Source organism: Mycobacterium sp., from assembly GCF_049802695.1.
Classification (GTDB): Bacteria; Actinomycetota; Actinomycetes; order Mycobacteriales; family Mycobacteriaceae; genus Mycobacterium.
On sequence record NZ_JBARMY010000205.1, the window covers coordinates 1 to 24,024 of the forward strand.

Here is a 24,024-nt window from a genome sequence, read left to right on the forward strand (position 1 = left end):
AACAAAAAGACACCAAAACTGGCATCAAAAAACCACACCCATCCAAACGAGAAAACAACAGGCATGGCCAAAAAAACAACAACAAACAAAACCACCAAACACACTATTGAGTTCTCAAACAACACCCTAACAGGCAACCCTGCCAGTGTACTCCGCGGCATTTTAGCCGTCAACTCCCGCAGTCGTCACCTCGAAAGGTCCGACGCGAGCGGTAGCGCTTGCGTCTAGTCTACGCGTTCGATCTCGGCACCGAGGCTCTGAAGATTCTCCACGAACAACGGATAGCCGCGGTCGATGTGGAAGACGTCGTGCACCTCAGTGTCGCCGTCGGCCACCAGACCTGCCAACACCAGGCCGGCACCGGCGCGAATGTCAGAAGACCACACCGGAGCACTGGAAAGCTGCGGGATTCCCCGGACGACGGCATGGTGGCCGTCGGTGCGGGCGTCGGCGCCCAGGCGGATCATCTCCTCGACGAACCGAAACCGAGCCTCGAAGACATTCTCGGTGATCATCGAGGTCCCGTCGGCGATCGAAGCCAGACCGATCGCCATCGGTTGCAGATCCGTCGGGAATCCGGGGAACGGCAGGGTTGCGACGTTGATCGCTTTTGGGCGCTCGTACTGCGTGACGCGGAAACTGCCGTCGGTTTGGGTCACGGTCGCTCCGGCATCGTGCAGCTTTCGCAGCACGACCTGCAGATGCGCCGGGTCGATACCGGTGACGGTGATGTCGCCGCGAGTCATTGCCGCGGCGATTCCCCAGGTGGCCGCCACGATGCGGTCTCCGATCACGCGGTGCTCGGTCGGATACAAACGCGGTACCCCGGTGATCGTCATCGTCGGCGAACCCGCACCCTCGACCTGAGCGCCCATCTGGTTCAGCATCGTGCACAGATCGACGACGTCGGGTTCGCGTGCCGCGTTGTGGATAGTAGTGACGCCCTCGGCCAGGACAGCGGCCATCAGAATGTTCTCGGTAGCCCCCACCGACGGAAACTCCAATTGGATCTCCGCGCCGTGCAACGATTCAGCTTGAGCGACAACGCATCCGTGCTCGATGTTGCAGTCGGCACCGAGTTGTCGCAGGCCCGCCTGGTGCATGTCCAGCGGACGCGATCCGATCGCATCACCGCCGGGCAGCGCGACCTTGGCCCTTTTGCACCTGCCGACCAGCGGTCCCAGCACGCAGACCGAGGCCCGAAACTGCCGCACCGCAGCGAAGTCGGCGTCGTACTTGAGCTCTTCAGGCGAGGTGATGCGAACCGTTCCGCCCGTCAGTTCCACGTTCGCGCCCAGGCCACGGAGCACCTCCGCCATCAAAGGGACATCGAGGATGTCGGGGCAGTTGGTGATTGTGCTGGTGCCTTCGGCGAGCAGCGCCGCGGCCATGAGCTTCAAAACGCTGTTTTTGGCGCCCCCAACAGCAACTTCGCCCGATAACCGGTTCCCGCCGGTCACCACGAAATGCTCAGCCACCCGCGTTAGTTTAATGAAGCGGTATCGCCCTGTCAGTCAAGCACGACTCCTGGGCCGGTACGTTTAGCCCATGGCAGTGCACTTGACCCGCATATATACCCGCACGGGCGACGACGGCACCACCGGATTGAGCGACTTCTCGCGGGTCTCGAAGAACGATGCCCGACTGGTGGCCTATGCCGACTGTGACGAAGCCAACGCCGCGATCGGCGTCGCGGTGGCACTGGGACAGCCCACTCAACAACTGGCAGCCGTGTTGCAGCAGGTTCAGAACGATTTGTTCGACGCCGGAGCGGACCTGTCGACTCCCGTGGTGGAAAGCCCAGAGCATCCGCCACTTCGGATCACTCAGGCCTACATCGATCGGCTGGAAAGGTGGTGCGACGAGTTCAACGAAAACTTGCCGCCGCTGAATTCCTTTGTACTGCCGGGTGGTTCGCCGCTTTCGGCGCTGCTGCACGTCGCCCGCACGGTGGCTCGACGCGCTGAGCGGTCGGCCTGGAACGCCGTCGAGGCTTATCCCACCGCAGTGAGCGTGTTGCCGGCGAGATACCTGAACCGGTTGTCGGACTTGCTGTTCATCCTGACCCGGGCCGCGAACCCCGGCGGCGATGTACTGTGGCGGCCCGGCGGGGGGCAGGTGGAGCCGCCCTCGGCGTAGGAGCCTTGAAGTCGGTCCGTTACGAGCTGCGACGCCGTGAGCGCGGCGACGGACGAGACTCCAGCCACGACTGGAAAGCGGTCAAAGCTCCCCGATCCAGCGCAATCTCGTAGCCGCGTTTTCGGTCCGGTGTGGTGTCGCGCAGTTCGAGGACGACTATTTCACTGCTCATGATGTCGGACTCGTCGCCGCGCGGTGCACGACGCGCAACGATTTCTACGCCACGTCTGCTGAGCCGGCGATCCGGCCACCACCGGACGCTGGACAGCCGAAAGAAAACCGCTTCGCCGCCGCGGTAACGGATCACACCATGTCGCCAGCCATGACCGCCGACAGCCGGAGTATCACGCAGGATCGCGGCGGTTCCACCCTGACGCAGCTTCCACAGCCGGTAACTGAGAGCGACGACAATCAGAAAGAGCAGGCACACCAACATGATCATGACGATCATGGGCGCGCTCATCGGCGGCGACTCAACTAGTCGAGTTCGCCCAAGGCGCGCAACCTGGCTCGTCCCTTGGCGGCGACGTGGGGATCGCCGGACTCGGCGTCGTGCCTGGCGGTCGACTCGTCGATCTCAGATGCGAATTCCGCGGACTCGGCGAGGACAGTGACTCCATCTTCGGTCACCGACAGGAATCCGCCATTCGTTGCGATGCGCAGCGCGTCCTCACCTTCGCGTTCGACACGAACCATGGCGTCGGGAACCAGCTCCGCCACCAAGGGAATATGTCTGGGCAGAATGCCGATCTCGCCCACGGTGGTGCGGGTGAAGATGAACGTTGCCTTGCCAGACCACATCTCCCGGTCGACGTCGACAATGTTGACGTCCATATCAGCCATGTTTCACCACCTTTCGCGCTGGGTCTGCGTCACGAACCGATTCAAGTCGACGACTATCGATCAGTCACCGTCCTTGGAATCATCATCACTCTTGCTGTCGTCCTTGTCGGACTCGTCGTCCTTCTGATCCTTGTCCGACTTGCCTTCGTCGGACTTGTCCTTGTCCGACTTGTCCTTGTCCGACTTGTCCTTGTCCGACTTTGACTTACCGTTCTTCTTGCCATTGCCCTCGAGCTTGACGCCGTGGTCCTCGGCTTTCTTCGCCAAGTCGTCCAAGCCGCCGATCAGGAAGAACGCCTGCTCGGGCACATGGTCGAAGTCGCCCTTCGCCAGTCTGTCGAACGCCTCGATGGTTTCCTTCAAGGGCACAGTTGAACCCGGCCGGCCGGTGAACTGTTCAGCCGCCATCATGTTCTGCGACAGGAACCGCTCGATGCGGCGTGCCCGGTTCACCTGCTGCTTGTCTTCCTCGGACAGCTCATCGATACCGAGGATGGCGATGATGTCTTGAAGATCCTTGTAGCGCTGCAGGATTCGGATAACCTCCTGCGCGACGCGGTAGTGCTCGTCGCCCACCACATCGGCGTCGAGGATGGTTGAGCTCGACGCCAACGGGTCCACCGCCGGGAAGATCCCTTTGGAGAACACGTCACGGCTAAGCTCGGTAGTAGCGTCCAGGTGGGCGAACGTATTCGCCGGGGCAGGGTCGGTGTAGTCGTCGGCGGGCACGTACACGGCCTGCATCGAGGTGATGGAGCGGCCTCGCGTGGAGGTGATGCGCTCCTGCAGCTCGCCCATCTCGTCGGCCAGCGTCGGCTGGTATCCCACCGCCGACGGCATCCGGCCGAGCAGCGTCGACACTTCCATGCCCGCCTGGGTGAATCGGAAGATGTTGTCAATGAACAGCAGCACATCCTGTTCCGCCTCGTCCCGGAACCATTCCGCCATCGTCAGTGCCGACAGCCCAACCCGCATACGGGTGCCGGGTGGTTCGTCCATCTGACCAAACACCAGTGCGGTGTCCTTGAGCACGTCGGCCTCTTGCAGCTCGATCCACAGGTCGTTGCCTTCGCGGGTCCGCTCCCCTACACCCGCGAACACCGAAGTACCACCGAAATTGCGGGCGATCCGGTTGATCATCTCCTGGATCAGCACCGTCTTGCCCACGCCCGCGCCGCCGAACAGCGCGATCTTCCCGCCTCGCACATAGGGCGTAAGCAGGTCGATCACCTTCAGCCCGGTCTCCAACATCTCCGTGCGAGGTTCCAGCTCCTCGAAAGACGGTGGCTTGCGGTGGATCGGCCAGCGGTCGAAATCTTTGCCGTAGCCCTCGTCGTCGAGGCAGTCGCCGATGGCGTTGAACACGTGGCCCTTGACACCATCACCAACCGGAACCGAGATCGACTCGCCGGTATTGATCACCTCAAAACCGCGCACCAGGCCGTCGGTGGGCTGCATCGCTATGGCGCGCACCAGATTGTCGCCCAAGTGCTGAGCGACTTCTAACGTCACGGTTTTCGCGAGCGTCTCGTAAGTGATCTCCGTTTTCAGCGCGTTGAAAAGCTCCGGTAACGCGCCGCGGGGAAATTCCACGTCGACGACCGGTCCGGTGATCCGGGCCACGCGGCCGTTGGTGTCTTTCTTTTGACCGTTGCGACCGTTGGTGTCCTTGGACTTGGTGTCCTCGGACTTCTTGTTGTCTTCAGACTTCTTGTTGTCTTCAGACTTCTTGGCGTCTTCGGAACTCTTGGCGTCTTCGGAACTCTTGGCGTCTTCCGACTTCTTGGTGTCATCGGATTTGCTGGGGGTATCAGCCATGTCTTCTTCGCTTCCTAACGGGCGTTATGAATTAGCCTCGGCAAGCGCGTTCGCGCCACCGACGATTTCGCTGATCTCCTGGGTAATCTCGGATTGGCGCTGCCGGTTCGCCTCCAGATTGAGATCCTTGATGAGATCCTCGGCATTGTCGGTGGCCGACTTCATCGCCCGCTGGCGTGACGCCAGCTCCGATGCCGCGGATTCGAGCAATGCAACATAAATGCGGGTGGTCAGATAGCGCGGCAGCAGCGAATCGAACAGCGTCGTTGCGTCCGGCTCAAAGGTATACATCGTGTGCAGTTCGGTGTCTTCCCCGACGTACTCGATTTCCATCGGAGCCATCCGGCGCGCCGCGGGTGACTGCGACATCATTGACTTGAACTCGGTATAGACGATGTGCAGTTCGTCAACGGCGATCCCGTCTTCGGCTTCCCGATCGTCGTCGACGCCGGCAAGGAACGCATCGACGAGTGTGTTGGCGACTTCAGTAGCGTTTTCGTACTGGGGTCGCTCTGAAAAGCCGGTCCACGAGTCGGCGACGTCCCAGTTACGGAACGAGTAGTGACTTTCTGCTTTACCGCCGATCGTATACAGCACCGGCTGTTTGCCTTCTTTTCGAAGCAGCGAAAAAAGCTCCTCGCTACGGCGGAAGATGCTCGAGTTGTAGGCCCCACACAAACCGCGGTCGGAAGAAACCACCAGAACTCCGGCCCGCTTAGGCTCGGGACGCTCCACGAGTAGTGGATGGTCAAGCGCAGCTTCGTTGCCCAGGGTGGTGAGCATTTTGGTGATCTCATTGGCATAGGGCCGGGCCGCCTGCAGCCGGGACTGCGCCTTCCCGATACGCGACGTCGCGATCATTTCCTGAGCTCTGGTGATTTTTTTGATCGACCCGGCCGAGCGGATCCGCGCACGTATCTGACGAAGTTGGGCACCCATTTCTTCGCTACTTCTTTTCCTTCTTCGGCGCGGGCTTGTGCACCTGCACTGACTCTTTACCCAGCTGTTCCTCGTCCATGGCGTCGACGTGCTCGTCAGGCACCACCGAGCCGCCACCGCTCGCCGAAAATCCTTTCTTGAACTGGTTGACCACCTCGGTGACCTTGTCGTCGAGCTCATCACCGAATTCGCCCGACTCGCGGATTTGCTTGAGGATGCTCTCCTCAGAGGACCGAATGTGGTCGAGAAATTCAGCCTCGAACCGGTTGACGTCTTCGACGGGCACCGAGTCCAGGTGACCGCCGCTGCCCAGAAAGATAGAGATCACTTGATCCTCAACCGGCATCGGCTGATTCTGCGACTGCTTGAGGATCTCGACCAGTCGCTCACCACGGTTCAGCTGCTTCCGCGTGCCCTCGTCCAAGTCGGAAGCGAAAGATGCGAACGACTCCAACTCGCGGTACTGCGAAAGGTCAAGACGCAGCGAGCCGGCCACGTCCTTCATCGCCTTGCTCTGCGCATTGCCACCTACCCGGGACACTGACATCCCGACGTTGATCGCCGGGCGCACACCCTGGTTGAACAAGTCTGTCTCCAAGAAGCACTGCCCGTCGGTGATCGAGATGACGTTGGTCGGGATGTACGCCGAGATATCGTTCGCCTTGGTCTCGACGATCGGTAATGCGGTCAGGGAGCCGCCGCCCAGCTCGTCGGACAGCTTGGCGCAGCGCTCCAACAAACGCGAGTGTACGTAGAAGATGTCGCCAGGGTAGGCTTCGCGGCCCGGCGGACGCCGCAGCAACAGCGACATGGCACGGTACGCATCGGCATGCTTGCTCAGGTCGTCGAACACGATCAGCACGTCCTTGCCGTCATACATCCAATGCTGGGCGATCGCCGAACCGGTATAGGGTGCCAGCCATTTGAAGCCGGCCGACTCCGCTGCGGGCGCGGCGACGATGGTGGTGTAGTCCATCGCACCGCCTTCCTCCAGGTCGTGGGCGACACTGGCGATCGTGGTGCCCTTTTGGCCGATAGCTACGTAGACGCAGCGAACCTGTACCTCTTCGTCACCGGTTTCCCAGTTCTTCCGCTGGTTGAGAATGGTGTCCACAGCTATCGCGGTTTTGCCGGTCTTGCGGTCGCCGATAATCAGCTGACGCTGCCCCCGGCCGATCGGGGTCTGCGAGTCGATAGCCTTGATCCCGGTCTGCAGCGGCTGCTTTACGCCTTGCCGCTGCACCACGGAGGGAGCTTGCAACTCCAACGCCCTGCGTTCATCTGAGTCAATGTCGCCACGGCCGTCAATCGGCTGGCCCAACGGATTCACCACCCGGCCCAGATACCCGTCGCCGACCGAAACCGACAGCACCTCGCCGGTACGCTTGACCTGCTGACCTTCTTCGATCGTCTCGTAGTTTCCCAGGATTACCACGCCGATCTCGTGCTCGTCGAGGTTGAGCGCCACCCCGAGGACTCCGCCGGGAAACTCCAGCAACTCCTGGGACATCACCGACGGCAAGCCCTCGACATGGGCAATACCGTCGCCGGTGTCCACGACGGTACCGACTTCTTCGCGGGCGGAGTCAGAGGTGAAGGTTTTGACGTACTCTTCGATCGCGCCCTGGATGTCGTCGGCGGAAATGGTCAAATCGGCCATAGCTTTCGTCTTCCTGTTTGTAATTGGTGACTATTTGCCGTCAGTCGGGTAAGTGGCTTCGCGCGGTGGCGAGACGAGACGAAAGCGTACCGTCGATCACCTCTTCGCCGACGGCGATTCGCAGCCCGCCCGAGAGTTTGGAGTCAACCTGCGTCTGTAACGCCACTGGGTGACCGTAAATCCGGCTCAGCACTTCGGTGAGACGGGTGCGTTGATCGTCGCTCAACTCGGCGGCCGCGCTGACGTGTGCCACGACTTCGCCGCGGCGGGCCACCGCCACCTCGGTTAATTCCAAGACCGCCTCTGCGGCCGGTTGGTCGCGCAACAACTCGATAGTTTGAGACAGCAGTGCCCTCACGATCGGGTTGACTTCGCTGCTGGCGCTCTCAAGGACCTTGTTCAGCAGTTCGACACGACCTTCGGCGGGAGCAGCCAAGTTACCGAGCAAGCTGGCCAGGCGGGGCTGGGCGTCGAGGAACCGGCTGATTCGGAACAGCTGGTCTTCCACCTCGTCGACGTTCTCGTCCCGCTCGGCCCGCAGCAACAACGCCTGCCTTGCCACGTGTTCGATAGCGTCGATTAAGTCCGAATCGCTCGACCAACGCTCCGACACCGCCGCGCGAAGCACGTCGAGCGTGGAATCTTCGACTTGGTCGGACACCAGTCGCTCGATCAGCCGAACTCTGGGCGCCTCGTCCTCGGCCGGCGACGTGAGGTATCGGGTGACTACGACCTCGCGCTGCAGAACCGTTGCCACCGAACCAAGTTCGTCGGCGAGAGTGGAAAGCCCCTCGGCGTCGAGGTTCTTGGCTATTTGGTCGAACCGTTTTACGACTTTGCCGAGCGCCTCCCGGCTCGCCGAGCGCATCTTTTCCAGGACCGGATACTGGACTTCGGCCTCGGATGGCGCCATGTCATCGAGTTCGTCCAAGAAGCGGTCGACGGTGGCGGACTGCTGCTTCGAGTCGCCGACATGCTCGCGCACCAGCTCTCCGGCACGCTGAACGGCTTCATAACCGAGGTCTTGCCGGAGCTGACGTATCAGCTGCGCCCGAAGTAGCTCCACCTGCCGCTTGCCCTGTACCTTGACGCGTTCCACTTCGGTATCGGCCTGCTCGCGTAGCTGCTCACCGATACGATCTGCGTCCGTGCGCGCCTCATCGATTATCCGCTGCGCCTCTGCCTTGGCGTCTTCCACAGCACTTTGGTGCGCCTGACTGGCACGCTTCAGCCGATCGGCCGCTTGGGCGGACTCGTCCAATTCTCGCTGCACCGAGTTTTGCCTATCGGCCATCAATCTGCGCACCGGCGGAACAGCGTAGCGCCATACCAGCACCACGATGACCGCGAACCCACCGAGCTGTCCAAGAAATGTCGACATCGCTTGCTACCGCTTCGAGCCGGTCGCCGCCGATGATTCGGCAACATCGACGCCAAGGATTCGGCTGGCTAGGGTCGCCGACATGGCCTCCACTCGAGAGTGGAGCTCTTCCGCTATGGCGTCACCCTCTCGCTTCAATTGCTCTTGGGCGTCTTGCAGTGTCGACCTCACTTCTTCCTCGGCACGACCACGCATGTCGTCGAGCACCTGGCGGCCTTCGGACCGGGCACCGTCGCGGATGCTGGACGCCTCCTGTCGGGCCTCCGACATTGTGTGCTCAGCATCCTCTCGAGCAGCGGCGAATTGCTCCTCCGACCTCTTGTTGTCGGCCTGCGTCTTGGCGACCATGTACTCGCGCTCCCGCAGCACTTTCATGATCGGCGGCACGACGAAAGTCCCGATGACGCCGAGAACGATGAGGAATATGACGAGTACGACGAAGAAAGTCCCGTTCGGGACGAGGAAGTTACTGCCGCCGCCGGCCAGCACGGTAGCGCTCATGTCACCCATTCCCGGATTACGAGCCCACGGGGTTGGCGAAGACGAACAGCGCCATGAACGCCAGGTTTATGAAGTACATGGCTTCCACCAAACCGACCGTGATGAAGAACGGCGTGAACAACCGACCCTGCGCCTCCGGCTGCCTCGCGATGCCGGCAATCAGTGCATTACCGGCGATACCGTCCCCGATAGCCGCGCCGACCGCACCTCCGCCCAACATAATTCCACCGCCGATGAGGGCACCCTGGGCGATCTGGGGACTCATTCCAGCCATTCCATACCTCCTTGTTTCCGGTAGCGGTCTACCGGGTTCTGTTGGGGCGGCCAAGCATGTTGGCGGCCGATTTCTATTCGTGTTCCTCTTCCACTTCCATCGACTGACTGAAATACAAGACGGTCAACAGCGCGAAGATGAACGCTTGGATGAAGCCGACAAACAAATCGAACGCTTTCCAGATGGCGTTGGGCGCCCACAGGATGTAGGGCGGAAACATTGCGATGAGTGCGACCATGATGCTGCCGGCGAAGATATTGCCGAAAAGTCGGAGGGACAGTGACACCGGCTTGGCGATCTCCTCAACCATGTTGATCGGCGCCAAGACCGCGACGTGCCCCTTGAGGACTTTCCACGGATGACCCAGGATGCCGCGGCGCCAGATCCCGGCCACGTGATAGCAGACGAAGACGAATAAGGCCAATGCCAACACGTAGTTGATGTCGGCTGCCGCTGGCTTGAGCACCTCGGTGTTCGTTCCGGATTTTGTCGTGTACTGCACCGGCAGGACCGCCAGCCAGTTGGAGATCAGAATGAACACGAAAATCGCGACCGCCAGCGGGAGAACGAACGGCGCGATCCGCAAGCCAATGGTGCTCTCAATTTGGGTGCGCATCTGGATGGTGATGGCCTCGAAGAACAACTGCACCCCATTGGGCACACCCCTTGACGTGACTTTCGCCCGCAGGAAGAACGCCAACGCGACCACGATGACAGCAGCGATCGCCGTTGACAGCACGGTGTCGGTGTCGAAAGTCAGCCCGAACAACTGGGCCTTGGTGTGCTCGCCGACCTCGATTTGACCAGCCAGGGTCAGCTCAATCATCGCCGTTATCCCTCCCGTCTAGACGCTCTGCAGTACCGGTGTAGCCCGACGGCGAGGGCTCGCCGCCTCCGGCGCGAAGCTTCCTCAACACCGGCAATGCAGTCGACGCCACAAGCAGTACCTGGAATACCGCTAAGCCAAACACAACGCCCAGCCCCGCGGGCCGAAAAACGAAAGCGATGATCAGCCCAATAACGGTCAAGATGAACAGCCGGGACGCGGAGTTCATGGCCATCTGGGTCTTCAGCGGGTGCGCACCGGCGGTGATCGTGTTCACCGAGCGGTGCACCAACAGTGCGTTCAGCAAACCCATCAACAGGCCGATCCCGACGAAAATCCCGAACGTGAGATGGTTGCGCAAGGCCGAGCCAGCAATCGCGACTGCGGTCAGGACGAGGCAGATGATCAGCAACCGAATCGGCCGGAAGACCACGGAAGGAAACACCAACGGCGCGTCAGGCGCTGGCGTCGTCACTGATGCACCTCGATCCCGGTTGGTGAAAGTCGCCATGTGAATCCTGGGGTGGCCCGTCGAGCGTAGCGGAGGGCAATCGGCGCGCTGGACTCACCCAAGGGGCAACTCCTATGTCGGTCGTGAATCGGCGTAGTCGGAGGCGAATCCGACTGCCCGGGTGGCCGGCAACCCGCGAGGTTAATTCGGGTTCTACCTGCACCGTACCATATTGCTGGGGCCGACTACTACTCTTCGTCGTAGTACTCGTCGCCGCGCCGCAGCAACGGAATCAGAGTCGCGATGACCGCGATGGCGATGGCGCCGAGCATCACTTCTCCGGTGTCGCGCGGATCGAAGAAAATCGTGCTCGCGGTGCCGAAGGCGACGATGCCCACCCACAGATAGATCAGCAGCACGACGCGCCGGTGCGAGTGTCCGATCTGCAGCAACCGGTGATGCAGGTGCATCTTGTCCGGGCTGAAAGCGCTGCGGCCGGCGCGGGTCCGACGCACGATGGCCAGCAGCAAATCGAGCATCGGCACGAACATCACCGCCACCACCAGCAGGAACGGCGACAGCAGTGCGAACACATCGCGGACGCCGTAGGCATTCTGCGAAATCGGGCCGGCGGCCGTCGTCGACGCCGCGGCGAGCATCAACCCGATCAGCATGGAGCCGGAGTCGCCCATGAAGATTCTCGCCGGATGGAAGTTGTGCGGCAGGAAGCCCAGGCAGGCCCCGGCCAGCACTACCGAACTGACCGCCGGCGGATAGAACAGGACGTCGCCGCCGTGGTCGTGCAGCAGGCCCACCGAGAAGATGCAGATCGCCGAAGCGGTGATCAGACCCAATCCGGCGGCCAGCCCGTCGAGCCCGTCGACGAAGTTCATCGCGTTGACGATCGACACGGTCAATGCGAGCGTGAGCAGCATCGAAGAGGCCTGGTCCAAGACGATCGTTCCGACCCCGCCGAGCGGGATGTAGAGCACACTCCAGGCGACGCCCATGGTGACCAGGACGCTGGCCGCGGTGATCTGTCCGGCAAACTTCGTCAGCGCGTCCAATCCCCAGCGGTCGTCAATCAAACCGATGGCCAGGATGACCGCGGTCGCGACCCCCACAGCGCGCATGCCGGACGAGTAGACGAAACCGCGGGCGAGTGCGGGAAGCTGCGAGGCGAGGAAAGTGGCCGCAATGACGCCGAGATACATGGCCAGCCCGCCCATCCGCGGCGTCGGCGTCACGTGCACGTCGCGTTCTCGCGGGTAGGCCACCGCTCCGAAGCGAGTGGCCAACTGGCGTACCGGCCCGGTCGCGAAGTACGTGATGATGGCAGCCGTGAGCCCTACCAACGCGAGTTCGCGCAAGGGCACACCGGCTCCGCGATCGGATAGCGCAAGCAGACCGCCGGCAACGCTAACCACCCACGAGACCGTACTGCACCCCGCCACGGTGTGCGGCGCGGGACCGAACCGGTCAGCCCGATCCGTCGAACGAAGCCAGTAGCCTTGCCGGATCAAGCCCCAGCACTGCGGCAACGTTTTCCGCGCTGACCGGCCCGGCGCGCAGGATGTGCGGCGTCGGCCCGGTCAGGTCGACAATCGTGGAGGCCGCCTGCTGGGCGCACACGCCGGCGTCCAGATAGACGTCGACAAGGTCACCGAGTTGACGATGCGCGTCGTCCGCGGTGACCGCCGGTGGTTGGCCTGAGGTGTTGGCGCTGGACACGGCCATCGGTCCGACCTCGCGCAGCAACTCAATGGCCACTGGATGCAACGGCATTCGCAGCATCACCGTGCCGCGGGCGTCACCGAGGTCCCATTGCAGTGAGGGCGCCTGCCGAACCACCAGGCTCAGCGCGCCGGGCCAGAAGGCGCGAATCAGTTCCCGCGCCCCGTCAGGCACGGCGAAGACCAACCCCTCAATCGTGTGCCAAGAGCCGACCAGCACCCCGACCGGCATGTCGCGGCCGCGCCCTTTGGCCGCCAGTAAGGCCGCCACCGCGGCGCTGTCGAAAGCGTCGGCTCCAACGCCGTAGACGGTGTCGGTGGGCAGCACCACTAATCGGCCGAGTTTGATTGCGCTGATCGCCGCGGCCATCCCGTGGGCGCGCTGCGCGGGGTCGGCGCAGTCGAACAGGTCAGTCATTCAGCGCCGCTCATCCTGCGGGCGGTGACGAACCGCGGCCGGCCCACCAGGTCGCGGCGTGCGACGACGCTGTCGAAAAGAGCACTGCCAGAAAACAAGTCCACAGTCTGGGTTGACGTGCTGTCATCATGCTCGACGGCGAGCAGGCCGCCGGGGCGCAGCCAACGCCCGGCGAGGGCAGCAACGGCGGAGATCACCGTCATACCTTCCGGGCCGCCGAACACCGCGTGGTGTGGATCGTGTTCTTTCACTTCGGGGTCCAGCTCAGCACTGTCCGGGACATACGGCGGGTTGGCGACGACGAGGTCGACCCGGCCGTCGAGTTCGGCCGACAACCCCGGTGTGGTCACATCGCCGCAGATCAGCTCCACATTGGTGCCGGCGCAATTGTCTCGGGCGTATCCGAGCGCCGTCTGCGAGTCATCGACGCCGAGCACCCGGGCCGCGGGCCAGGTCCGGGCCAGCGCGAGGGCCAGGGCACCCGAGCCGGTACACAAGTCGACGATCACCGGCTGCGCCGGAAGCTGCTGCGCGATCGCCCATTCCAGCAACGCTTCGGTCTCCGGGCGCGGGATGAACACTCCTGGACCGACCCGCAGCGTCACCGGACCGAAGTCTGCCGTCCCGGTGAGGTGCTGCAGCGGGATTCGTCGCGAACGCACGGCGACGATGTCGTGATAACGCCGGAAGAACTCGTCGCCGGGCGGGTCGAGCAAGGACAGCCGTCCCCGTTCGATGCCGGACAGGTGGGCGGCCAATGCTTCGGCATCGTGGCGCGCTGAGTCGATACCGGCTTCGGCCAGCACCGCCGTGGCGGATTCGATAGCGCTGCGGAGGCCGTGGGATGAGATCACAGTTGCTGCTGGAGCCGGGATTGACGATCTGCGGCCGACAGCGCATCGAACAGCGCATCCAGATCCCCGTCGAGGACCTGGTCGAGGTTGTGCGCCTTGAACCCGATGCGGTGGTCGGCGATCCGGTTCTCCGGAAAGTTGTAGGTGCGGATGCGTTCGCTGCGGTCGACGGTGCGGATCTGGCTTGCCCGGTCAGCGGATGCGTCGGCCAGCGCCTGCTCTTCGCGCAGCGCCTGCAGCCGCGCCGCCAGCACTTGTAGGGCACGGGTCTTGTTCTGCAGCTGTGAGCGTTCGTTCTGGCAGGTGACCACTATCCCGGTGGGCAGGTGGGTGATGCGTACCGCGGAGTCAGTGGTGTTGACCCCTTGGCCGCCTTTGCCGGAGGACCGGTAGACGTCGATGCGCAGATCGGACTCGTCGATCTGCACCTCGCCGACTTCCTCCGGTTCGGGGTAGACCAGCACGCCCGCAGCCGACGTGTGCACGCGGCCCTGAGACTCAGTCACCGGAACCCGTTGCACCCGGTGCACCCCGCCCTCGAATTTCAAACGGGACCAGACCCCGTCGGCGGCGTCGCCTTTGCTGGCGATGGTCAGCGTCGCGTCCTTGTATCCGCCCAGATCTGACGTGGTTTCGTCGAGAACAGTCACCGTCCAACCGTGCCGTTCGGCGTACCGGATATACATGCGCGCCAAATCCGCGGCGAACAGCGCGGATTCTTCGCCACCCTCGCCCGACTTGACCTCCAGCACGATGTCGTCGGGGTCGTGCGGGTCGCGCGGCGCCAGCATGTCGGTGAGTTGGGCGTCGAGCTCGGCGACCCGGGCTTCCAGTTCGGTGGCCTCGGCGGCGAATGATTCGTCGGCGGTGGCCAGCTCGCGCGCGGCCTCCAGATCGCCGCGTGCCGACTGCAGCTTGCGGTGGGCGGCGACGATCGGCGCCAGCTGGGCGAATCGTCGCCCGACTTTACGTGCCCTGGCCGCGTCGCTGTGCAGATCGGGGTCAGAAAGTTGCCGTTCGAGGTCAGCGTGCTCGTCGAGCAGCGCATCGATGGCGTGCACACTCTGCGTCATGCGAACCTCCTGCCCCACGCCCGGCGACCTCGCGGCCCAAGGTGGGAGTCGTCCCGCTTGTGGCGACGAGCGGGGCAGTCATACGGACAGAACGACGCCCGGGCCGCGCGGGGTTCCGCGACAGTTCGGGCGTCGATCTGCCAGCTAGTTTTCGGCTTTGGCAGCCTTATCGGTGCCGGCGTTGCGCTTGCCGTAGCGCTTCTCGAAGCGGGCCACCCGGCCCCCGCTGTCGAGGATCTTCTGCTTACCGGTGTAGAACGGGTGACACTGCGAGCACACCTCGACCACGATGCGGCCGCTCTCCTTGGTGCTGCGGGTCTGGAAGCTGTTTCCGCAACCGCAGACCACGGTGGTCTCGCCGTATGCGGGGTGAATGCCAGATTTCATGATGTCCTCTTCAATTGTTGGTCGCCGGGTCGCCGTATCCGACCTGTGGTGCGGCGTGAACCGGAACCTGAGGGTTCGACGTGCGATTATGCCAGGTCGGGCACCATGTACTCAAAACGCCGGACTCAGCCGGCGCATTCCCTGACGGTGAGCCGGTCATCGGTTCGACGATCGACCCGTTCGTAGGTGTGGGTCCGGCCGACGCGATGCCACAGCACACCACCTGACGGCGCGCTGCCCCGGGCGCTCAGTTCCCTCTTGAGGATCTTGTTGGTTGCGGTGGTCGGCAGGTGGTCGGTCAGCCAGACATGGCGCGGCCACGCCTTCGGCGAGAGGTCGGTTTGTCGGCCCAGGAATTCGCCGAATTCTTCGGGCGCGAGATCGGCGTTGTCCTGCAGCACGATCGCCGCCATCACCTGGTCGCCGACATGTTCGTCGGGCACCGCGTACACCGCGACATGATTGACCGCCGGCAACCGCTGCAGAATCCGTTCGATCGGCGCCGTGGTCAAGTTCTCGCCGTCGACTCGCAGCCAATCCCCGCTGCGTCCGGCGAAATAGATCCAGCCGTGCGCGTCCTGGTAGGCGAGGTCGCCGGACCAGAACATGCCGTGGTGCACGCGCGCGTCGGTGGCTTCCCGGTCGTTGTAGTAACCGGCGAACAGGCCGGTGCCCGAGGTGTTGACCAGTTCACCGATCGCTTCTTCGGCGTTGGTCAGCGCGCCGTCCTCGCCGAAGGCCGCCACGGCGCATTCCGTCAATGTGTCCGGGTCGTAGATGGCTACACCGGGAAAGCCCCGACCCAACGATCCGGGCGGACAACCGTCTTCGCGAGTGATGATGATCGCCCCTTCAGTGGAGCCGAACCCGTCCCAGACGCGGCAGTCAAAACGCCGGCTGAACTCGACGATATCGCGATCAGTTGCCTCGTTGCCGAACGCCACCCGTAGCGGGTTGTCGTGGTCGTCGGGCCGTTCCGGGGTGGCCAGCACGTAAGCCAGTGGTTTGCCGACGTAGTTCATGAAGGTCGCCCCGTAACGGCGCAGATCGTGGAGGAAGGCTGACGCGGAGAAGGTGGCCGGCACCATCGCCGCGCCGGAGCCTACGGCCACACTCCAGCCGGCAAGCAAGGCGTTGGAGTGAAACAGTGGCATCGACAGATAGCAGACGTCGGATGCAGTGACTTCGAAGCGCTCGATGAGCGCGGAGCCGGCGAACAACACCGTGAGGTGGGTGACCTGGACAGCCTTGGGTTCACCGCTGGTTCCCGAGGTGAAGATCATCATGAAAGTGTCCAACGGCGTCACTTCGCGGTGCTGGGTCAGGGGGCCGGCGCCGGCCAGCAACACCGACCAGTCACTGCTCGTCGTGTCGAGTACCCGCACTCCGGGCAGGTCCAGGCCGTCGAGCAGTTCGCAGTGTGCCGGATCGGTCAGCAGCATCTGGCAGTCGGCACGCAGGATGTCCCTGGCCAGCGCGTTGCCGCGCCGGGTGTCGTTGATGCCACACAGCACGTACCCGCCGAGCGCCGCGGCGGCCATCGCGGTGAGCATCTCGGGCGTATTGCCCAGCAGCGCACCGACGTGTAGCGGCCGGTCCGGATCGGCGATGTCGATCAGCGCGGCGGCGGTTTTCGAAGCCTTCTCAAGATGCTCACGCCAACTCCACACGTCGTCGCCGTATTTCACCGCCGGCGTACGGTCATCGAGCCGCCCGCAGAGCAGTTGCTGGATCGTGTCCGCCACGGCTCAACACTTTAGGTCGGCGCCGCACCCTAATTCCGGCAATTGGCAGGTCTGCGCTCGGCGTTGTCAGTCGTTGTCTGAGCCGCCCGGTGTGGTCTTCGACACCTGCACCAAGAACTCGTAGTTGGTCTTGGTTTTGCGCAGCTGAGACATCAGCAGGTCGATGGCTTGGTGCGAGTCCAGGCCCGACAGCACGCGCCGCAGCTTGTGCACCACGGCGAACTCGTCGGGCGACAGCAACAGCTCGTCTTTGCGGGTACCCGACGGGTTGACGTCGACGGCGGGGAACACCCGACGTTCGGAGATCTTGCGGTCCAGCTTGAGCTCAGCGTTACCAGTGCCCTTGAACTCCTCGAAGATGACGGTGTCACCGGTGGAACCCGTCTCCACCATCGCGGTGGCGATGATGGTCAGCGAGCCGCCTTCCTCGATGTTGCGAGCGGCGCCGAGGAAGCGCTTGGGCGGATAGAGCGCCGTGGAATCGACACCACCGGACAGGATGCGGCCCGACGCCGGCGACGCGTTGTTGTAAGCGCGCCCCAGCCGGGTGATCGAGTCCAGCAACACCACCACGTCTTTACCCTGCTCCACCAGCCGCTTGGCGCGCTCGATGGCCAACTCTGCGACCGAGGTGTGGTCCGAAGGCGGCCGGTCGAACGTCGAGGCGATGACCTCGCCCTTGACCGAGCGGGTCATGTCGGTGACCTCTTCAGGCCGCTCGTCGACGAGCACGACCATCAGGTGGCATTCGGGGTTGTTGCGCGTGATCGCGTTGGCGATGTCCTGCAGGATCGTCGTCTTACCCGCCTTCGGAGGCGACACGATCAGGGCGCGCTGACCCTTGCCGATGGGCATGATCAGGTCGATGACCCGCGTGGTCAGCCGGTCGGGGCTGGTTTCCAGACGAAGCCGCTGGTTGGGGTACAGCGGCGTCAGCTTGGAGAAGTCAGGACGTTTCTTGGCGTCGTCGACCGGTCCGCCGTTGATGGCGTCCAAACGCACCAGCGGATTGAATTTCTGCCGCTGATTGGGCTGTTCGCCCTCGCGCGGCACGCGAACCGCGCCGGTCACCGCGTCACCACGGCGCAAGCCGTTCTTGCGCACCATGTTCATCGACACGTAGACGTCGTGCGGGCCGGCCAGGTAACCGGACGTGCGCACGAACGCGTAGTTGTCCAGGACGTCAAGAATGCCCGCCACCGGCTGAACGACGTCGTCCTCGCGCAGCTCAGCGTCAGTGCCGTCACCCGACCGTTCGCCACGGCGCTTGCGGTCGCGGAACCGGCGCCCCCGCCGGCCCTGCCGCCCGTCGTCGTCGTCGCGGTTCTGCTGCCCGTCGGAGTTCTGCCCGTCGGCGCCTTGCTGATCGCCACCCTGGTCACCGCTTCTCTCCGGCGCGGCCTGGTCCTGCTTGACGTCTCGCTGCTCCGACCGCGGCTTGCCCTGCGCGACGGCACTCGCGGCGGGAGATCCGGGCCCGCGGGATGCGCTGCGCCGTTCACGGCGGGGAGCGTCGGTGGAGGTTGACTCGTTCTGCGCTTCGTCGCGCCCATTCGGGGCGTGGTTGGCGGCTTGGTTTGCGGTGCCTTCACCGGCGGCGAGGGTGTTGGTGTCAGTGTCGGTTTTGGTCGCGGCGCCGCCGTTGGAGGGCGCTCCGTTGGCTACTCCGCCCTGTGACCCGCCTTGAATTTGTCTGATCGCGGCGATCAACTCGTTTTTGCGCATGCCCGACGTGCCCTTGACACCAACCCGGTTGGCCAGCGCCCGCAGTTCGGGCAGCACCATGGTCGACAGCGAGCCGTCTGACCCGCTGGCCTTCGCCTGAGCGCCGGCGTCGCCGGTCGACGGCGCGGATGTCTCTGCGCCGGACTCGGCGGGCGCCGAAGATTCGGCGGTCACGGGACTCGACAGCTTATTGTCACGAGTGCTGTCGCCAGCCGTGATGAGGTCCGTTTCAGTCACGGATTTCCTTTCTTCCCTCACTGATCGCGTCAAGCGAGGGGTTAGTTGCATTCAGCCAGATCGCTGAGTGCTCACCACCGCCGACTCGGCGACGGTGATCGCCCGGAGTGGCTACGTAAAGGCGAACCATCGTCCACGAGAAGAATTGGTGGTCGTCCTAGTGTCAATGCAGTATTTGATGCGGATCCTGCTATTGCTGGACGGAACCGAGGATAACGTGCATCGGTGCCGGAAGCAAGGAACCCCCTGCCTGGCCGTTTCGCCTTTCAACCGGCGACGACGACCCCGGAACTCCAGCGAACTCCGTCTCCGGCAGCCATCTCGCTGACGGCGAATCCCTTCGCAGCGCCGAACTCGACGACTTCAACGGGCAGTTCCGGCTCGGTGGTCAAAGCGATTATCGCAGGTCCGGCGCCGGAAAGCACCGCTGGAATATTCGAACGCCGCAGCAGGTCGAGGTATTCCGCTGAGGCTGCCATGACATGGGCGCGCTGTGGTTGGTGCAGCACATCCTCGGTTGCCGCCAGCAACAAGTCCGGACGCTCGGTGAGCGCCACCACCAGCAGCGCCGCGCGGCTAACGTTGAATCGGGCATCGTGGTGACTGACCTGGGCGGGCAACAGCATCCTCGCCTCAGCAGTCGACGAGCGTTGCCGGGGAATAGCGGGAAACAAGCGGATGTCGGGATGCATCCGCAACGGCACCGCTGAGTAGCGAGGCGGGTGGCCAGCGCGGTCGGTCCAAGACACCACCGCCCCACCTAACACCGCAGCCGCCGCGTTGTCCGGGTGATTCTCGAATTCCGAAGACAGTTGGATGAGTTGAGTTTCGTTCAGCGGTGTGTGATTCGCTTGAGTCAGAAGGCCGTTGACTGCCGCCAAACCGCCGACGACGGCCGCCGCCGAGGAGCCGAGGCCGCGGGAGTGCGGTATTGCGTTGCGGCAACGCACGACCAGACCGGGTACGCCGAATCCGGCCGCTTGCAGCCCACAGTGAATGGCCCGGACCACCAGGTGGCCCTCGTCCAGCGAAACCTCACCGGTGCCCTCGCCTTCGACCTCGATGATCAAGCCGGAATCTAGTGTCTCCACGACGATCTCGTCATACAGACCCAATGCCAGGCCGAGGCTGTCGAAGCCGGGACCCAGGTTGGCAGTCGAGGCCGCTACCACGGCGCTCGCCGACAACCCGGAAGGCAGCCGCACTATTCCAATTCCAACTTCGCGATGACGGCGACCGGGTCGACGGGCAGCGGTGTCACGCTCGGCATGTCTCTCAGGGCGGTGTCAGGGTCTTTGAGGCCGTTGCCGGTCACCGTACACACGACCGTCGAGCCGGGCGCAACCCAACCGTCGTCGATGGCTTTGAGCAGTCCGGCGATGCTGGCCGCCGAGGCGGGCTCGACGAATACTCCTTCAGCGCTGGCGACCAAGTGGTAGGCGGCGAGGATCTCTTCGTCCGTGGCCGCCAGGAACCGCCCGTTGGACTGTTGTTGGGCCTCGACGGCCGCTGACCAGGACGCCGGTGATCCGATGCGGATCGCCGTCGCGATGGTTTCAGGGTGCCGCACCGGTTGCCCCGATACCAGCGGCGCAGCCCCGGCCGCCTGCGTGCCGAGCATGCGCGGCAGCTTGTCGATCACTCCCTCGCCGCGGTATTCGGTGTAGCCCTTCCAGTAGGCGGTGATGTTGCCGGCGTTACCTACCGGCAGTGCATGCACGTCGGGCGCGATGCCCAGGGCGTCGACGATCTCGAACGCCGCCGTCTTCTGCCCTTCGATGCGCACCGGATTCACAGAGTTGACCAGCGAGATCGTCGGGAAATCTGCTGCCATCTTGCGGGCCAGCTCCAGGCAGTCGTCGAAGTTGCCGTCGATCTGAATGATCTTCGCACCATGCATGACCGCCTGCGCCAACTTGCCCATCGCGATCTTGCCCTGCGGTATGAGCACCGCGCAGGTCATGCCGGCGCGGGCGGCGTAGGCCGCTGCCGATGCGGAGGTGTTGCCGGTCGACGCGCACAACACGGCCTGCTGTCCGCGCGCCAGCGCGTCGGTGACCGCCATCGTCATGCCGCGGTCCTTGAACGAGCCGGTCGGATTGAGCCCTTCGACTTTCAGATGCACTTTGCAGCCGGTCTGTTCGGACAACCCGGCGGCGTAAATGAGAGGGGTGCCGCCTTCGAGCAAGGTGACCGGAGTCCATTCGGCAGCGACGGGCAACCAGTCTCGGTAAGCCTCGATCACCCCCGGCCAGGGTTGATGCGTGGCCGTCCTGGTGGCGCTCATGACTCGGTTCCCTCCAGTCGCAGCACGCTGGAGATCTCCTGAACCACGTCGAGATCGCGCAGCGCCGAAACGGTTTCGGAAAGCGCCGCATCGGTGGCACGGTGCGTGACCACCACGATGCGTGCTCCCACCGGCTTACCACCCTGATCGGCCACACCCTCCTGCCGGACCTCGGCGATGCTCACTTCGCGCTTGGCGAATTCGGCTGCCACTGATGACAATACGCCGGGCCGGTCGGCGACGAACATGCTGACGTAGTAGCGGGTGGAGATGAAACCCATGGGCGCGACCGGCAGTTGCGCGTATTTGGACTCGCGGGGCCCGCGGCTGCCCAGCACCCGGTTGCGCGCTGCCATCACCAGATCGCCGGTCACCGCTGAAGCGGTCGGCGCTCCACCTGCTCCCTGGCCGTAGAACATCAGCCGCCCGGCGGCCTCCGCTTCGACCACCACCGCGTTGAAAGCACCGTTCACCGTCGCCAGCGGATGCGACAACGGCACCAGCGCGGGATAGACCCGAGCCGAAACCCGCTCCTGACCTTCGTCAGTGACGATGCGCTCACAGATGGACAGCAACTTGATGGTGCAGCCCAGAGACCGCGCCGAGGTGAAGTCGTCCGGGCTGATCTTCGTGATGCCCTCGCGGTAGACGTCGTCGGCGGTCACCCGGGTGTGAAAGGCGATCGACGCCAGGATCGCGGCTTTGGCAGCGGCGTCGTAGCCCTCGACGTCAGCAGTCGGGTCGGCTTCGGCGTAGCCGAGCGCGCTGGCATCGGCCAGCGCAGCGTCGTAATCGGCCCCGGTGCTGTCCATTGCGGACAGGATGTAGTTGGTGGTGCCGTTGACGATGCCGGCCACGCGCAAAACCGTGTCGCCGGCCAGCGATTGAGTCAGGGGACGGATGACCGGTATGGCGCCCGCAACGGCGGCTTCGAAATACAAGTCGACATTGCCGTTTTCAGCGGCCTGTGCCAATTCGCCGGTGGCGATGGCCAACAGCGCTTTGTTGGCGGTCACAACGGACTTGCCGTGTTCCAGCGCCGTCAGGATCGCCTTGCGTGCGGGCTCAACAGGACCCATCAACTCGATGACGATGTCGACATCCTCGCGGGTGACCAGTTCTTCGATGTTGTCGGTCAGCAGCTCAACAGGAACGCCACGGTCAGCGGCGACGCGACGAACACCCACGCCGCGCAGCACCAACGGCGCTCCGATCCGGGCCGCCAGGTCACCGGCGCTCTCGTCGATGATGCGGACGACTTGGCTGCCGACATTCCCCAAGCCAAGTACCGCTACACCGACAGGGTGGTCGTCACCGAACACCGGTCACCTCACTTCCAAGCTCAGTAGATCGTCAACCGTCTCACGGCGCAGGATCAAGCGGGCGCGGCCGTCGCGCACCGCCACCACAGCCGGGCGACCGATCAAGTTGTAACGGCTCGACAGCGAATAGCAGTAGGCGCCGGTCGCTGCCACCGCCACCAGGTCGCCCGGGTGCAGGTCAGCCGGCACCCACGCGTCACGGACAACGATATCTCCGCTCTCGCAGTGCTTTCCGACCACTCGAGCCAGCGTCGGGGCCGCGTCGGTGCTCCGTGAGACCAGGCGCACGTCGTACTCGGCGCCGTAGAGCGCGGTACGGACGTTGTCGCTCATGCCGCCGTCGACGCTGACATACCGACGGTGCGCGGACGCGCTGACGTCGACATCCTTGACGGTCCCCACCTCGTAAAGCGTGACGGTGCCCGGTCCGGCGATCGCCCGTCCGGGCTCGACCACCAGCCTCGGCGCGGGCAGGCCGACCGCTGCGGACTCGTTTCGCACAATGGCGCTGAGTTTCGCCGCCAGCTCCCGCATGGTCGGCGGATCGTCCTGTGCCAGATAGGAGATCCCCATGCCACCGCCGAGGTCGACGGTCGAGATCTGCGCCGTCTTCTCGGCGCCGAATTCGCCGACGACATCGCGAAGCAGGCCGATGACCCGGTGCGCTGCGAGCTCGAATCCGGCGACGTCGAAGATCTGCGATCCGATATGGCTGTGCAGACCCACCAAGCGCAGATGGTCGGTGGCGAACACCCGTCGCACCGCGGCCATCGCCGCACCGCTGGCCAGCGACAGCCCGAACTTCTGGTCCTCGTGCGCGGTGGAGATGAATTCGTGCGTGTGGGCTTCGACGCCGACGGTGACCCGGATCAACACGTCCTGGACCACTCCGGCCTCGGCGGCGATGGTGTCGAGGCGTTCGATCTCGATCATCGCGTCGACCACTACGTGGCTGATTCCGGCCTTGACGGCCGCGGTCAATTCGGCAACCGATTTGTTATTGCCGTGCAGCGCGATCCGCTCCGGCGGGAAGTCCGCGTGCAACGCGACGGCCAGCTCACCGCCGCTGCACACGTCCAGTGAAAGCCCCTCCTGGTCGATCCAGCGCGCGACCTCGCTGCACAGGAATGCCTTGGCGGCGTAGTGCACGTTCCGCCCGCCGCCGAAGGCATCGGCGATGTCGCGGCAGCGCGACCGGAAGTCGTTCTCGTCGACGACGAACAGCGGCGTGCCGTACTGGTGCGCGAGATCGGTCAATGCCGCGCCGCCGATACTCACCACACCGTCGTCACCGCGAGACGTGCTGCGCGGCCAGACGTTCGGCGACAGCAGCAGCAGTTCGTTCGTGGTCTGCGGGCACAGGGGGACGTCGGCGTGGTGGGTGTTCTCGGCGTGCCGGGGCCCGGCCGGA

The 24,024-nt window shown here is 63.9% G+C and carries 22 protein-coding genes and 1 pseudogene; 1 reads left to right on the forward strand and 22 read right to left on the reverse strand.

The genetic code is table 11. The annotated features are described in order from the left end of the window. Positions 1-224: 224 nt before the first annotated feature. Positions 225-1,478 (reverse strand): UDP-N-acetylglucosamine 1-carboxyvinyltransferase, encoded by a 1,254-nt coding sequence (gene murA / locus WA317_RS08195; protein WP_425172556.1) that lies wholly within the window; start codon positions 1,476-1,478, stop codon positions 225-227. 70 nt (positions 1,479-1,548) lie between these two features. Here murA and WA317_RS08200 point away from each other — a divergent pair, with 70 nt between their 5' ends. After that, a complete protein-coding gene (locus tag WA317_RS08200; protein ID WP_425172557.1) occupies positions 1,549-2,139 on the forward strand; it encodes a cob(I)yrinic acid a,c-diamide adenosyltransferase in 591 nt (196 codons plus the stop codon). A gap of 19 nt (positions 2,140-2,158) precedes the next feature. Here WA317_RS08200 and WA317_RS08205 read toward each other — a convergent pair whose 3' ends face one another. The 21 genes and pseudogenes from WA317_RS08205 to lysA all read right to left on the reverse strand — a co-directional run bounded on the left by WA317_RS08205 (position 2,159) and on the right by lysA (position 23,975). Next, complete coding sequence (locus tag WA317_RS08205; RefSeq protein WP_425172558.1) at positions 2,159-2,602, reverse strand: DUF2550 domain-containing protein; 444 nt, start codon at positions 2,600-2,602, stop codon at positions 2,159-2,161. Positions 2,603-2,616: 14 nt separating this feature from the next. After that, positions 2,617-2,982, reverse strand: coding sequence for a F0F1 ATP synthase subunit epsilon (locus tag WA317_RS08210; RefSeq protein ID WP_425172559.1), 366 nt, complete (start codon positions 2,980-2,982; stop codon positions 2,617-2,619). A gap of 231 nt (positions 2,983-3,213) precedes the next feature. Then, positions 3,214-4,800: pseudogene (gene atpD / locus WA317_RS08215) on the reverse strand (F0F1 ATP synthase subunit beta); the annotation flags it as partial. A gap of 24 nt (positions 4,801-4,824) precedes the next feature. Further along, positions 4,825-5,739: a F0F1 ATP synthase subunit gamma gene (locus WA317_RS08220; protein ID WP_425172560.1), complete on the reverse strand. Its 915-nt coding sequence runs from the start codon at positions 5,737-5,739 to the stop codon at positions 4,825-4,827. 7 nt (positions 5,740-5,746) lie between these two features. Next, entirely contained in the window at positions 5,747-7,399 is a 1,653-nt protein-coding gene (atpA, locus tag WA317_RS08225) for a F0F1 ATP synthase subunit alpha (RefSeq protein ID WP_425172561.1), read from the reverse strand. A 40-nt stretch (positions 7,400-7,439) separates the two neighbouring features. Next, the gene (locus tag WA317_RS08230) at positions 7,440-8,780 is read right to left on the reverse strand and encodes a F0F1 ATP synthase subunit B/delta (protein ID WP_425172562.1); all 1,341 of its coding nucleotides are present in this window, start codon (positions 8,778-8,780) and stop codon (positions 7,440-7,442) included. 6 nt (positions 8,781-8,786) lie between these two features. Further along, the gene (locus WA317_RS08235; protein ID WP_425172563.1) at positions 8,787-9,290 is read right to left on the reverse strand and encodes a F0F1 ATP synthase subunit B; all 504 of its coding nucleotides are present in this window, start codon (positions 9,288-9,290) and stop codon (positions 8,787-8,789) included. 7 nt (positions 9,291-9,297) lie between these two features. Next, complete coding sequence (locus WA317_RS08240) at positions 9,298-9,546, reverse strand: F0F1 ATP synthase subunit C (protein ID WP_425172581.1); 249 nt, start codon at positions 9,544-9,546, stop codon at positions 9,298-9,300. A gap of 82 nt (positions 9,547-9,628) precedes the next feature. Continuing rightward, positions 9,629-10,381: a F0F1 ATP synthase subunit A gene (gene atpB, locus WA317_RS08245; protein ID WP_425172564.1), complete on the reverse strand. Its 753-nt coding sequence runs from the start codon at positions 10,379-10,381 to the stop codon at positions 9,629-9,631. After that, the gene (locus WA317_RS08250; protein ID WP_425172565.1) at positions 10,374-10,856 is read right to left on the reverse strand and encodes an ATP synthase subunit I; all 483 of its coding nucleotides are present in this window, start codon (positions 10,854-10,856) and stop codon (positions 10,374-10,376) included. The genes atpB and WA317_RS08250 overlap by 8 nt, the downstream gene beginning before the upstream one ends. 224 nt (positions 10,857-11,080) lie before the next feature. Further along, positions 11,081-12,286 (reverse strand): glycosyltransferase family 4 protein, encoded by a 1,206-nt coding sequence (locus tag WA317_RS08255; protein ID WP_425172566.1) that lies wholly within the window; start codon positions 12,284-12,286, stop codon positions 11,081-11,083. Between the two features lie 25 nt (positions 12,287-12,311). Further along, on the reverse strand, positions 12,312-12,983 hold the full coding sequence (locus WA317_RS08260; RefSeq protein ID WP_425172567.1) for an L-threonylcarbamoyladenylate synthase: 672 nt from the start codon (positions 12,981-12,983) through the stop codon (positions 12,312-12,314). Continuing rightward, positions 12,980-13,837, reverse strand: coding sequence for a peptide chain release factor N(5)-glutamine methyltransferase (gene prmC, locus WA317_RS08265; RefSeq protein WP_425172568.1), 858 nt, complete (start codon positions 13,835-13,837; stop codon positions 12,980-12,982). Before prmC ends, WA317_RS08260 begins: the two co-directional genes overlap by 4 nt. Beyond that, positions 13,834-14,910 (reverse strand): peptide chain release factor 1, encoded by a 1,077-nt coding sequence (gene prfA / locus WA317_RS08270; RefSeq protein WP_425172569.1) that lies wholly within the window; start codon positions 14,908-14,910, stop codon positions 13,834-13,836. The genes prmC and prfA overlap by 4 nt, the downstream gene beginning before the upstream one ends. Before the next feature lie 144 nt (positions 14,911-15,054). Further along, positions 15,055-15,297, reverse strand: coding sequence for a 50S ribosomal protein L31 (rpmE, locus tag WA317_RS08275; RefSeq protein ID WP_425172570.1), 243 nt, complete (start codon positions 15,295-15,297; stop codon positions 15,055-15,057). Positions 15,298-15,422: 125 nt separating this feature from the next. Further along, on the reverse strand, positions 15,423-17,042 hold the full coding sequence (gene fadD1, locus WA317_RS08280) for a fatty-acid--CoA ligase FadD1 (protein WP_425172571.1): 1,620 nt from the start codon (positions 17,040-17,042) through the stop codon (positions 15,423-15,425). A gap of 66 nt (positions 17,043-17,108) precedes the next feature. Beyond that, positions 17,109-19,004, reverse strand: a complete 1,896-nt coding sequence (rho, locus tag WA317_RS08285; protein WP_425172572.1) for a transcription termination factor Rho — start codon at positions 19,002-19,004, stop codon at positions 17,109-17,111. A 266-nt stretch (positions 19,005-19,270) separates the two neighbouring features. Beyond that, positions 19,271-20,209, reverse strand: a complete 939-nt coding sequence (gene thrB, locus WA317_RS08290) for a homoserine kinase (protein ID WP_425172573.1) — start codon at positions 20,207-20,209, stop codon at positions 19,271-19,273. Continuing rightward, a complete protein-coding gene (gene thrC, locus WA317_RS08295; RefSeq protein WP_425172574.1) occupies positions 20,209-21,291 on the reverse strand; it encodes a threonine synthase in 1,083 nt (360 codons plus the stop codon). The genes thrB and thrC overlap by 1 nt, the downstream gene beginning before the upstream one ends. After that, positions 21,288-22,613 carry a homoserine dehydrogenase gene (locus tag WA317_RS08300; RefSeq protein WP_425172575.1) on the reverse strand — a complete coding sequence of 442 codons (1,326 nt, stop codon included), beginning with the start codon at positions 22,611-22,613 and terminating at the stop codon, positions 21,288-21,290. Before WA317_RS08300 ends, thrC begins: the two co-directional genes overlap by 4 nt. Positions 22,614-22,616: 3 nt before the next feature. Continuing rightward, positions 22,617-23,975 carry a diaminopimelate decarboxylase gene (lysA, locus tag WA317_RS08305; protein WP_425172582.1) on the reverse strand — a complete coding sequence of 453 codons (1,359 nt, stop codon included), beginning with the start codon at positions 23,973-23,975 and terminating at the stop codon, positions 22,617-22,619. Positions 23,976-24,024 lie beyond the last annotated feature (49 nt).